Origin of the sequence: Citrobacter freundii complex sp. CFNIH4 (genome assembly GCF_002934505.1) — a bacterium.
Classification (GTDB): Bacteria; Pseudomonadota; Gammaproteobacteria; order Enterobacterales; family Enterobacteriaceae; genus Citrobacter; species Citrobacter freundii.
Genome location: NZ_CP026231.1, coordinates 1,086,973 through 1,098,713, shown reverse-complemented (window position 1 = coordinate 1,098,713; position 11,741 = coordinate 1,086,973). Strand labels below are relative to the sequence as shown.

Annotated in this window: 9 protein-coding genes; 6 read left to right on the top strand and 3 right to left on the bottom strand. The window is 51.6% G+C overall.

The window, feature by feature from the left end:
- Positions 1 to 792 carry an aliphatic sulfonate ABC transporter permease SsuC gene (gene ssuC / locus C2U41_RS05490; protein ID WP_103848621.1) on the top strand — a complete coding sequence of 264 codons (792 nt, stop codon included), beginning with the start codon at positions 1 to 3 and terminating at the stop codon, positions 790 to 792.
- A complete protein-coding gene (gene ssuB, locus C2U41_RS05485) occupies positions 789 to 1,556 on the top strand; it encodes an aliphatic sulfonates ABC transporter ATP-binding protein (protein ID WP_032936311.1) in 768 nt (255 codons plus the stop codon). Before ssuC ends, ssuB begins: the two co-directional genes overlap by 4 nt.
- A 71-nt stretch (positions 1,557 to 1,627) precedes the next feature.
- Here ssuB and pepN read toward each other — a convergent pair whose 3' ends face one another.
- Complete coding sequence (gene pepN / locus C2U41_RS05480) at positions 1,628 to 4,240, bottom strand: aminopeptidase N (protein WP_032936314.1); 2,613 nt, start codon at positions 4,238 to 4,240, stop codon at positions 1,628 to 1,630.
- A gap of 266 nt (positions 4,241 to 4,506) precedes the next feature.
- Here pepN and pncB point away from each other — a divergent pair, with 266 nt between their 5' ends.
- The 4 genes from pncB to aspC all read left to right on the top strand — a co-directional run bounded on the left by pncB (position 4,507) and on the right by aspC (position 10,328).
- Positions 4,507 to 5,709, top strand: a complete 1,203-nt coding sequence (gene pncB / locus C2U41_RS05475) for a nicotinate phosphoribosyltransferase (RefSeq protein WP_003836860.1) — start codon at positions 4,507 to 4,509, stop codon at positions 5,707 to 5,709.
- A gap of 167 nt (positions 5,710 to 5,876) precedes the next feature.
- Positions 5,877 to 7,277, top strand: a complete 1,401-nt coding sequence (gene asnS, locus C2U41_RS05470; RefSeq protein WP_032936329.1) for an asparagine--tRNA ligase — start codon at positions 5,877 to 5,879, stop codon at positions 7,275 to 7,277.
- A 600-nt stretch (positions 7,278 to 7,877) separates the two neighbouring features.
- Positions 7,878 to 8,954, top strand: a complete 1,077-nt coding sequence (ompF, locus tag C2U41_RS05465; protein WP_016149871.1) for a porin OmpF — start codon at positions 7,878 to 7,880, stop codon at positions 8,952 to 8,954.
- A gap of 183 nt (positions 8,955 to 9,137) precedes the next feature.
- Complete coding sequence (aspC, locus tag C2U41_RS05460) at positions 9,138 to 10,328, top strand: aspartate transaminase (protein WP_003035825.1); 1,191 nt, start codon at positions 9,138 to 9,140, stop codon at positions 10,326 to 10,328.
- A gap of 53 nt (positions 10,329 to 10,381) precedes the next feature.
- On the opposite strand, the gene C2U41_RS05455 is transcribed toward aspC, so the two are convergent.
- Positions 10,382 to 11,029, bottom strand: coding sequence for an MBL fold metallo-hydrolase (locus tag C2U41_RS05455; protein ID WP_003035823.1), 648 nt, complete (start codon positions 11,027 to 11,029; stop codon positions 10,382 to 10,384).
- A 28-nt stretch (positions 11,030 to 11,057) separates the two neighbouring features.
- On the bottom strand, positions 11,058 to 11,606 hold the full coding sequence (locus C2U41_RS05450) for a YcbK family protein (RefSeq protein WP_003035820.1): 549 nt from the start codon (positions 11,604 to 11,606) through the stop codon (positions 11,058 to 11,060).
- Between the last annotated feature and the right edge of the window lie 135 nt (positions 11,607 to 11,741).

The following is an 11,741-nucleotide window of genomic DNA, read 5'->3' as shown; positions in this document are numbered from 1 at the left end:
ATGGCAACGACGAAAAACATATGGTTATTGCGCCTCGCGCCCTGGTTTTTACCGGTAGGTCTGCTGGCGCTCTGGCAGCTCGCATCATCAATGGGCTGGCTGTCCAACCGCATACTACCCTCTCCGGAGGGTGTTATCGAAGCCTTCTGGACGCTTTCCGCCAGCGGCGAGCTTTGGCAGCATCTGGCCATCAGTTCCTGGCGCGCGCTGATCGGATTCTCCATCGGTGGATCGATTGGCCTGACGCTGGGACTGATCAGCGGTCTTTCGCGTTGGGGAGAACGCTTGCTGGATACCTCGGTGCAGATGCTGCGTAACGTACCGCATCTGGCGCTGATCCCGCTGGTGATTTTGTGGTTCGGCATTGATGAATCCGCCAAGATCTTTCTCGTTGCGTTAGGCACGCTGTTCCCGATTTACATCAACACCTGGCATGGGATCCGTAATATCGATCGTGGGCTGGTAGAAATGGCGCGTAGCTATGGGTTGTCCGGCTTTTCACTGTTTGTTCATGTCATCCTCCCTGGCGCCCTGCCCTCAATTATGGTCGGCGTGCGTTTCGCTCTCGGGCTGATGTGGCTGACGCTTATCGTCGCAGAAACCATTTCAGCCAATGCCGGTATTGGCTACCTGGCGATGAACGCCCGCGAATTTCTGCAAACCGATGTGGTCGTGGTGGCCATTATTCTCTACGCCTTACTCGGCAAACTTGCCGACGTCAGCGCCCAATTGCTGGAGCGAGTCTGGCTGCGCTGGCACCCGGCTTACCATATAAAGGAGGCTACCGTATGAATACCGCTCGCTTGAACCAGGGTACGCCGCTGTTGCTGAGCGCCGTGACAAAACAATACGCCGCCAATACGGTGCTCAATCAGTTAGATTTGCATATACAGGCCGGGCAGTTCGTTGCCGTGGTTGGCCGCAGCGGTGGTGGTAAAAGCACGTTGCTGCGTCTGCTGGCAGGGTTGGAGTCGCCCACCTCAGGCGCATTACTTGCCGGAACCACCCCACTGGCGGAAATTCAGGATGATACGCGTATGATGTTTCAGGATGCGCGTTTGCTGCCATGGAAGACGGTTATCGATAACGTCGGTCTGGGTCTGAAAGGTCACTGGCACAATGCGGCCCGAGATGCGCTGGCCGCCGTTGGACTGGAGAATCGTGCTCAGGAGTGGCCCGCAGCGCTTTCTGGCGGACAAAAACAGCGCGTGGCCCTGGCCCGGGCATTAATTCATCGCCCTGGTCTGCTGCTGCTGGATGAACCCCTCGGCGCACTGGATGCCTTAACCCGCCTTGAAATGCAGGAGCTGATCGTCTCTTTATGGCAAGAGCACGGCTTTACCGTACTGTTGGTCACCCATGACGTCAGCGAAGCGGTAGCAATGGCCGATCGCGTTTTGCTGATTGAAGACGGAAAAATCGGGCTGGATTTAACGGTGGATATTGCACGACCTCGCCGGATTGGTTCCGTGCGTCTGACAGAACTGGAAGCCGAGGTGTTGAACCGGGTGATGCAGCGCAGCGACAATGAAGTTCAGCTACGCAAGCAAGGTTAAAAATGCCGGATGGCGCTACCGCTTATCCGGCCTACGCGTGAATGGTAGGCCGGACCCATCCGGCAATATTATCAGGCTAACGCTTTAGAGATCTTTTCGAACAGATCGCCGGAGAGATTCTCCAGACCTTTCAGCTGTTCCAGCGCCGCACGCATCTTCGCCTGACGTTTTGCATCATAACGTTTTAAGCGAATCAGCGGCTCAATCAGGCGTGACGCCACCTGCGGGTTACGGCTGTTGAGCTCAGTCAGCATGTCAACCAGGAACTGATAACCGCTACCATCTTCCGCATGGAATGCTGCCGGGTTGCTGCCCGCGAAGGCACCGATCAGCGAACGGATGCGGTTTGGGTTACTCATGCTAAAAGAGCGATGCTTCAACAGGCCGCGTACCGTTTCCAGCACGTTTCTAGCCGGGCTGGTGGATTGCAGGATAAACCATTTATCCATCACCAGACCGTCATGGTGCCACTTATTGTCATACTCCTGCATCAACGCGTCACGACAAGGAAGCTGCGCAGCGACTGCCGCGGATATCGCCGCCAGCGCATCGGTCATATTGTTCGCTTCACGGTACTGCTTGCTTACCAGCGTGTCAGCCAGATGGGTTTCGCCAAAAGCCAGGAATCGCAGGCAGGCGTTACGCAGCGTACGCTTGCCAATATCGGCATGCTCAACGCGGTACTCATCAAGATGATTAGCGTTATAGATGGCGAGGAATTCATCCGCCAGCTCGGCCGCCAGCGTGCGGGTTAACGCTTCGCGAACTTCGGTTATCGCCACCGGATCAATGATGTCGAACAGTTCGGCAATTTCATTTACTGAAGGCAGCGTCAGGATCTCTGCCGCCAGCGCCGGATCGATTTTCTCATCCAGCAAAACTGCGCGGAATGCATCGGCCACGTGTACCGGCAGCGACAGCGGCTGTCCCTGCTGATGGCGGGCAACGTTGAGCTTAATGTAGGTCGCCAGCAGGCTTTGCGCCGCGTCCCAACGAGAGAAATCATTACGCGCGTGACGCATCAGGAAGGTCAGTTGCTGATCGCTCCATTTATATTCCAGTTTTACCGGCGCGGAGAATTCGCACAGCAGCGCCGGAACCGGCTGGAAGTAGACGTTATCAAAGACAAACGTCTGCTCTGCCTGGGTGACGTTGAGTACGGAATTCACCGGGTGCCCGCCTTTTTGTAGCGGGATCACTTTCCCTTCGTTGTCATACAACTCGAGAGCGAATGGAATATGCAGCGGTTGTTTTTCAGCCTGATCCGGCGTGGCCGGCGTGCGCTGGCTAATGGTCAGCGTGTACTGTTCAGTTGATGGGTTATAGTCATCACGCACGGTCAGAATCGGCGTACCGGACTGACTGTACCAGCGGCGGAAATGGGAGAGATCAACGTTAGACGCATCTTCCATCGCCTGCACAAAATCATCACAGGTTGCAGCGCTACCGTCGTGACGCTCAAAGTACAGCTGCATCCCTTTCTGGAAGTTAGCCTCACCCAGCAGGGTGTGGATCATACGAATCACTTCCGCACCCTTCTCGTACACGGTCAGGGTATAGAAGTTGTTCATTTCGATGACCATATCCGGGCGGATAGGATGCGCCATCGGGCTGGCGTCCTCAGCAAACTGCAGACCGCGCATGGTACGCACATTGCTGATGCGGTTTACCGCACGTGAGCCGAGATCGGAACTGAACTCCTGATCGCGGAACACAGTTAAACCCTCTTTCAGGCTCAACTGGAACCAGTCGCGACAGGTCACGCGGTTGCCGGTCCAGTTATGGAAATATTCGTGACCGATGACGCGCTCAATATCGAGGTAATCTTTGTCGGTGGCGGTATCGGTACGCGCCAGCACGTATTTGGAGTTAAAGATGTTCAGACCTTTATTCTCCATCGCGCCCATGTTGAAGAAATCCACAGCGACAATCATATAGATGTCGAGGTCATACTCGAGGCCAAAGCGCTCTTCATCCCATTTCATGGAGTTTTTCAGCGAGGTCATCGCCCATGGCGCGCGGTCCAGGTTACCGCGATCGACGTACAGTTCCAGTGCCACTTCACGCCCTGAGCGGGTAGTAAAAGTATCGCGCAGGACGTCAAAATCACCGGCCACCAGCGCAAATAAATAGCACGGTTTCGGGAATGGATCCTGCCACTGAACCCAGTGGCGACCATTTTCCAGTTCACCCTGCGCCACGCGGTTACCGTTGGAGAGCAGGAACGGATATTGCGTTTTATCGGCGATTATTTTGGTAGTAAAACGCGCCAGCACGTCCGGGCGATCAAGATACCAGGTAATATGGCGGAAACCTTCTGCTTCGCACTGGGTACACAGCGCATCGCCTGACTTGTACAGCCCTTCCAGCGCGGTATTCGCCGCTGGGCTAATTTCATTCACGATACGCAGCGTAAAACGTTCCGGCAGTTGATTGATGACCAGAGCGCCCTCTTCTTCTCTATACTCTGTCCACAGCTCGTCGTTTACGTGGATCGACACCAGGGTCAGATCTTCGCCATTCAGGCGCAGGGGCGCGTCGGACGCGCCATGACGGACAACCTGGCTCACTGCGGTGACCACGGTTTTTTCAGCATCCAGGTCAAAGGTCAAATCAATATCAGTAATCTGGTAATCCGGCGCACGATAGTCGTGACGGTATTTGGCTTGTGGCTGTTGTGTCATAAAATAACCTTTAGCATCTTTAATAGAGTCTCGGCTTCAGTCTATTCCTGTTGCGTAAATCGCGCTACGCAGAATGTTCATCTTTTCAGGCACAAACACCCTTTTTGCTACATTTTTATAACACGTGGCACGAATTGCCCTCGACCAGAAAGAGAGCTTATGGTGTGATCGGGGTTCAATAAATCGCTAAACAGGGTATACTCCAGCGGTTTTCTTAGTTGTTTATTGTACTAAACGCTCCCGTGAGAGGATGCTACTGCGCACCTATGACACAATTCGCTTCTCCTGTTCTGCACTCGCTGCTGGATACAGACGCTTATAAGTTGCATATGCAGCAAGCCGTTTTTCACCACTACTATGACGTACAAGTAGCGGCTGAATTTCGTTGCCGTGGCGATGACCTGCTCGGTATTTATGCCGATTCTATTCGTGAGCAGGTGAATGCTATGCAGCACCTGCGACTGCAGGAGGATGAGTACCAGTGGCTCTCCGGCCTGCCTTTCTTTAAAGCTGATTACCTCACCTGGTTACGTGATTTCCGCTATAACCCGGAACAGGTTTGCGTCACCAATGATAACGGTAAGCTAAACATCCGCTTAACCGGTCCGTGGCGTGAAGTGATCATGTGGGAAGTCCCGCTGTTAGCGGTGATTAGCGAACTGGTACACCGTTACCGCTCACCTGAATCAGGCGTCCCGCAGGCACTCGATGAGCTGGAAAGCAAACTAGTAGAATTCTCTGCTTTAACAAAAGATGTCGATATGTCCCGCTTCCATTTGATGGATTTCGGTACGCGTCGTCGTTTTTCGCGCGAAGTACAGCAGGCTATCGTTAAACGCCTGCAGCAAGAGCCCTGGTTTGTCGGCACCAGTAACTACGATCTGGCCCGCCGCCTGTCATTAACCCCAATGGGTACGCAGGCGCATGAGTGGTTCCAGGCTCATCAGCAAATCAGTCCTGAACTTGCCACCAGCCAACGTGTAGCCCTGGCCGCCTGGTTAAATGAGTATCCTGATCAACTCGGCATTGCATTGACCGATTGCATCACCATGGACGCATTTTTACGCGACTTTGGCGTTGAGTTTGCGACCCGCTACCAGGGATTACGCCATGACTCAGGCGATCCGGTGGAATGGGGTGAAAAAGCCATCGCCCATTATGAAAAACTGGGTATTGATCCGCTGAGCAAAACGTTGGTCTTTTCAGATAACCTCGATCTGAAAAAAGCGATTGAACTCTACCGCCACTTCTCTTCCCGCGTACAGTTGAGTTTTGGTATTGGGACACGGCTAACATGCGACATTCCACAGGTTAAGCCGCTTAATATCGTAATTAAGCTGGTGGAATGTAACGGCAAACCAGTGGCGAAGTTATCTGACAGCCCGGGTAAAACCATCTGCCACGATAAAGCATTTGTTCGTGCACTGCGCAAAGCCTTCGATCTCCCGCATATTAAAAAAGCCAGTTAATCCTTCCAGGGAGCCATTTTGGCTCCCTTATTCGCGTTTATTTCCGAAATCTTTCACTCCAGCTACGAATTCTGCTTGTCTGATTGCAGATGCCAGGTAACATAGGTATCCCCCCCATTATGGGTGGACATGTGTTTATATATCCGACTATTAACAGAGAGAATATTATGAGCGTTGTGCCTGTAGCCGACGTACTCCAGGGCCGCGTAGCCGTTGACAGCGAAGTCACCGTGCGCGGATGGGTGCGTACCCGCCGAGATTCAAAAGCTGGCATCTCCTTCCTCGCCGTTTATGACGGTTCCTGCTTTGATCCTGTACAGGCCGTCATCAATAATTCTCTGCCCAATTACAATCAGGACGTACTGCACCTGACGACGGGTTGTTCAGTTATCGTAACGGGTAAAGTCGTTGCATCACCTGGACAAGGACAGAGCTTTGAAATTCAGGCCACTGAAGTTGAAGTCGCGGGCTGGGTTGAAGATCCTGATACCTACCCAATGGCGGCTAAGCGTCACAGCATCGAGTATCTGCGTGAAGTGGCGCATATGCGTCCGCGCACCAATATGATTGGTGCGGTAGCGCGCGTACGTCATACGCTGGCGCAAGCGCTGCATCGCTTCTTCCACGAGCAGGGTTTCTTTTGGGTATCGACTCCGCTGATCACCGCTTCCGATACGGAAGGTGCCGGTGAAATGTTCCGTGTTTCTACACTGGATCTGGAAAACCTGCCGCGTAACGATCAGGGTAAAGTCGATTTCGACAAAGACTTCTTTGGTAAGGAAGCGTTCCTGACCGTTTCCGGTCAGTTGAACGGTGAAACCTACGCCTGCGCTCTGTCCAAAATTTATACCTTTGGCCCGACGTTCCGTGCAGAAAACTCTAACACCAGTCGTCACCTGGCAGAGTTCTGGATGCTGGAACCAGAAGTGGCGTTCGCTGACCTGAACGATGTTGCAGGCCTGGCTGAAGCGATGCTGAAATACGCGTTCAAAGCCGTACTGGCAGAGCGTGCGGATGATATGAAATTCTTCGCTGAACGTGTCGACAAGGACGCGATTTCACGCCTGGAACGTTTCATTGACGCTGACTTCGCGCAGGTGGATTACACCGACGCGGTAAGCATTCTGGAAAAATGCGGAAAACAGTTTGAAAACCCGGTTTACTGGGGTGTGGATCTGTCTTCCGAGCATGAACGTTATCTTGCTGAAGAGCACTTTAAAGCGCCGGTGGTGGTGAAAAACTACCCGAAAGATATCAAAGCGTTTTATATGCGCCTTAACGAAGACGGTAAAACCGTTGCTGCAATGGACGTTCTGGCTCCAGGAATCGGCGAAATCATCGGTGGTTCTCAGCGTGAAGAGCGTCTGGACGTGCTGGATGCCCGTATGCTGGAAATGGGTCTGAACAAAGAGGATTACTGGTGGTATCGCGACCTGCGTCGCTACGGTACCGTTCCGCATTCCGGCTTCGGATTGGGCTTCGAGCGTCTGATCGCTTACGTCACCGGCGTGCAAAACGTCCGTGATGTTATTCCGTTCCCGCGTACTCCGCGTAACGCCACCTTCTAAACGTGCGTTATTGTTTCAAAGGCCAGCATTGCTGGCCTTTTTTATACCCTTTTCATGTTATCTGGATACCCACCTCACGTTAAACACAACCATTCAATCCCCTCCACCTGTTACGTAATATTTCATCGCAATACATTTGCACAAAAAATAACCAGTAATTTTATTGTGGATTAGCATTTTCTGATTAAATAGTACATTTTTTAGCCTTTCGCACGGCACTCCAGACGTCCAAAAATCGTTATCTGTAAAATCCAAACTTTCCGGTATTACGGAGAAAAAATAACCTTAGCAAAATTAAATATAAGAAAATCATATAAATAGAAATAAAAACGAGAATTTTCAGCTCAGGGGTATCCGAAGTTTGACGCTGTTCACAAAGTTGCACAAAAATAACATTTTGTTACACATTTTTTCTTTTTGAAACCAAATCTTTATATTTGTAGCACTTTGACGGTAACGAAACGGTAGTTTGAATGGAAAGATGCCTGTCAGACACATAAAGACACCAAACTCTCATCAATAGTTCCGTAAATTTTCATTGACGGAATTTATTGGCGGCAGTGGCAGGTGTCATATAAAAACCGATGAGGGTAATAAATAATGATGAAGCGCAATATTCTGGCAGTGGTTATCCCTGCTCTGCTGGTAGCCGGGGCAGCTAACGCTGCAGAAGTTTACAACAAAGATGGTAACAAGCTGGATATCTACGGTAAAACCGTTGGTCTGCATTATTTTTCTGACAGCGCTGCTGACGATGGCGATCAGACTTATGCTCGTCTTGGTTTCAAAGGGGAAACTCAGATTAACTCCGAGCTGTCCGGTTACGGTCAGTGGGAATACAACTTTGCCGGTAACAACTCTGAAGGCGGCAGTGACGCTCAGAACGGCAACAAAACCCGTCTGGCATTTGCTGGTCTGAAATATGCCGATCTGGGTTCTTTCGACTACGGTCGTAACTACGGTATCGTTTACGATGCTCTGGGTTACACCGATATGCTGCCAGAATTTGGTGGTGATACCGCATACAGCGACAACTTCTTCGTTGGTCGTGTTGGTGGTGTTGCAACCTACCGTAACTCCAACTTCTTCGGTCTGGTTGACGGTCTGAACTTCGGTATCCAGTATCTGGGTAAAAACGAACGTGATGGCAATACCGGTCGCTCTAACGGCGACGGCGTTGGCGGTTCTGTAAGCTACGAAATGGATGGTTTCGGTATCGTGGGTGCTTACGGCGCAGCTGACCGCACCAACGCGCAGGAAAACTCTTTCTACGGCAATGGCGGTAAAAAAGCTGAGCAGTGGGCGACCGGCGTGAAATACGATGCTAACAACATCTACCTGGCAGCGAACTACGGTGAAACCCGTAACGCGACCCGCATCTCAGGTGCTGGTAACAGCGGTTTTGCGAACAAAACTGAAGACGTATTCGTCGTTGCTCAGTACCAGTTCGATTTCGGCCTGCGTCCGTCCCTCTCCTACAACAAGTCTAAAGCGAAAGACGTAGAAGGTATCGGTGATGTGGATCTGGTCGATTACTTCGAAGTAGGCGCAACCTACTACTTCAACAAAAACATGTCCACCTATGTTGACTACAAGATTAACCAAATCGATTCTGACAACAAACTGGGCGTGAACTCTGACGACATCGTTGCAGTTGGTATCGTTTACCAGTTCTAATAGCAGACCTCTTTGTTAAATGCCTTAAAAACAGGACTTCGGTCCTGTTTTTTTATATCTGCCAGCGGATTCTTGCGTCTTAAAAAAACACCTCAGCTTTTCGTCAGTAACGGTTGGCATTTTGTAAATCTACCGTTAACCTGATAGCGGACTTCCCTTCTGTAATCACTATGGAACCTCGTCATGTTTGAGAACATTACCGCCGCTCCTGCCGACCCCATTTTGGGTCTGGCTGATTTGTTTCGTGCCGATGACCGCCCTGGAAAAATAAACCTCGGGATCGGTGTATATAAAGATGAGACAGGCAAAACGCCGGTGCTGACCAGCGTTAAAAAAGCCGAGCAATATATACTGGAAAATGAAACCACCAAAAACTATCTTGGCATTGACGGTATTCCAGAGTTTGGTCGTTGTACTCAGGAATTACTGTTTGGTAAAACGAGTTCGCTTATCAACGATAAACGCGCACGTACAGCACAGACCCCTGGCGGCACTGGCGCACTGCGCGTGGCAGCTGATTTTCTCGCAAGAAATACGTCGGCTAAACGCGTATGGGTGAGCAACCCAAGCTGGCCGAACCATAAGAGCGTCTTTAACTCTGCCGGTCTGGAAGTTCGTGAATACAACTATTACGATGCGGCGAACCACTCATTAGACTTTGATGCGCTGCTGGCCAGCCTCAGCGAAGCTCAGGCTGGCGATGTGGTACTGTTCCACGGCTGCTGTCATAACCCAACCGGTATCGATCCTACGCTTGAGCAGTGGCAAACGCTGGCTCAGCTTTCTGTCGAGAAAGGATGGTTGCCGCTGTTTGACTTCGCATACCAGGGCTTTGCCCGCGGTCTGGAAGAAGATGCAGAAGGTCTGCGCGCATTCGCCGCGCTGCACAAAGAGCTGATCGTTGCCAGTTCCTACTCCAAGAACTTTGGTCTGTACAATGAGCGCGTAGGTGCCTGTACGCTGGTTGCTGCTGATGCTGAAACCGTCGACCGTGCGTTTAGTCAGATGAAATCAGCCATTCGCGCTAACTATTCCAACCCGCCAGCACACGGCGCATCCGTAGTTGCCACGATTCTGAGCAATGACGCGCTGCGTGCCATCTGGGAACAGGAACTGACCGATATGCGCCAACGCATTCAGCGCATGCGTTTACTGTTCGTGAATACGCTGCAGGAGAAAGGTGCGAACCGCGACTTCAGCTTTATCATCAAACAGAACGGCATGTTCTCATTCAGCGGCCTGACAAAAGAGCAGGTTCTGCGTCTGCGTGAAGAGTTTGGTGTCTACGCTGTCGCTTCCGGACGTGTAAACGTAGCTGGAATGACGCCAGATAACATGGCACCGCTGTGCGAAGCGATTGTCGCAGTACTGTAATCTATCGCGTACAAAAAAGGCCGCAATAGCGGCCTTTTTATTTATCTGCGGTATTACCAGACAGGCATTTCGTCCTGCAGGAACGGGTTATGAAGCCGTTCGTTACCCAGCGTAGAAAGTGGGCCGTGACCCGGAATAAACGTCACGTCATCGCCCAGTGGCAACAGTTTACGTTTAATCGAATCGATCAGTTGGCTGTGATCTCCGCGCGGAAAATCGCTGCGCCCTACGCCACCTTTGAAAATCACGTCACCCGAAATCAGTAACTTTGATTGCTCATCAAAGAAGACCACATGTCCCGGTGTATGACCCGGACAATGCAACACCTGCAACGTCACGTTGCCAACGCTGACCCGATCACCTTCGTTCAGCCAGCGATCGGGCGTCAGCGGCTCACAATCGCCCAGGCCAAACATGCGGCTCTGCGCAGGGAGACCCTGTAGCCAGAACTCATCTTCTTTTTCCGGACCAATAACCGGTACACCATAATGCTGTGCCAGTTCAGCTGCCGCCCCAACATGATCAAGATGACCGTGAGTAAGCAGGATCTGCATTAGCGTCAGACCGCTGGCATCCACTTCCTGTTTGATTTTCTCGGCATCGCCGCCGGGATCGACCAACGCGGCCAGACGAGTCTGCTCACACCAGATTAGCGAGCAGTTCTGGGCGAATGCAGTGACCGGAATAATACGATAGTTCATACAGCTCCTGTTTCATTAAGCTTATGGATCACCAGTGCCGTGCAGGGCCGGTGTCGATATGCACAAAGTTACTGCTGGGGTAGTATCCTACACCACCTGCGCGCATAGATAACGCAGCTTTGCGAATATTACTTAATGCGATGCCTTCAATATGGAAATCCATGGCCTGGCCTTTGGTGTGGTAGCTTTTCTTGGCCACACCGCGACTGCGCGCACGTAGTTCATTATTGGTATCGACGGAACGATAACCGGAGATCAGCTGTACGGGTTTACGCGTACCCAGCAGGCCCTGCAGACGGAAGAGTTGATCAAACAGTCCGGGGTCAATGGATTTCACTTTATTGGCCCGAAAATCACGGAAAAAGTGGTTAAGTTTTGCTAATTCGTCCTGAATATAGCCCCTGCCATCAAAAAACTCTGCTTTTATTGACTCACCGGTATGCAGGTTATTCAGAGTCAATATACGCGGACGTGGGGTAGAGAGTGTTGCAAACGCAGGCGTAGGCAGGATGGCAGCGCCGAGGGCAATACCACCAAGCGCCAGCAGTTTGCGGCGATTAGCGTCAAATTTGTCCATGGTATTAAGGTCTACAAGGTCAATGTTATCGTATGTATGCTCTAGCGCACGCGGGAAACCTTATCTGGCTAAGTAGTCCACGTCAAGGCTCCCAACCCCAGGAAATACGGGGCTCACAGCCATTTTGCCCCGTTT

What these genes read in the sequence shown, in the direction of transcription:
- ssuC (WP_103848621.1), top strand. Translation starts at nt 1, where the DNA reads ATGGCAACGACGAAAAACATATGGTTATTGCGCCTCGCGCCCTGGTTT.
- ssuB (WP_032936311.1), top strand. Translation starts at nt 789, where the DNA reads ATGAATACCGCTCGCTTGAACCAGGGTACGCCGCTGTTGCTGAGCGCC.
- pepN (WP_032936314.1), bottom strand. Translation starts at nt 4,240, where the DNA reads ATGACACAACAGCCACAAGCCAAATACCGTCACGACTATCGTGCGCCG.
- pncB (WP_003836860.1), top strand. Translation starts at nt 4,507, where the DNA reads ATGACACAATTCGCTTCTCCTGTTCTGCACTCGCTGCTGGATACAGAC.
- asnS (WP_032936329.1), top strand. Translation starts at nt 5,877, where the DNA reads ATGAGCGTTGTGCCTGTAGCCGACGTACTCCAGGGCCGCGTAGCCGTT.
- ompF (WP_016149871.1), top strand. Translation starts at nt 7,878, where the DNA reads ATGATGAAGCGCAATATTCTGGCAGTGGTTATCCCTGCTCTGCTGGTA.
- aspC (WP_003035825.1), top strand. Translation starts at nt 9,138, where the DNA reads ATGTTTGAGAACATTACCGCCGCTCCTGCCGACCCCATTTTGGGTCTG.
- C2U41_RS05455 (WP_003035823.1), bottom strand. Translation starts at nt 11,029, where the DNA reads ATGAACTATCGTATTATTCCGGTCACTGCATTCGCCCAGAACTGCTCG.
- C2U41_RS05450 (WP_003035820.1), bottom strand. Translation starts at nt 11,606, where the DNA reads ATGGACAAATTTGACGCTAATCGCCGCAAACTGCTGGCGCTTGGTGGT.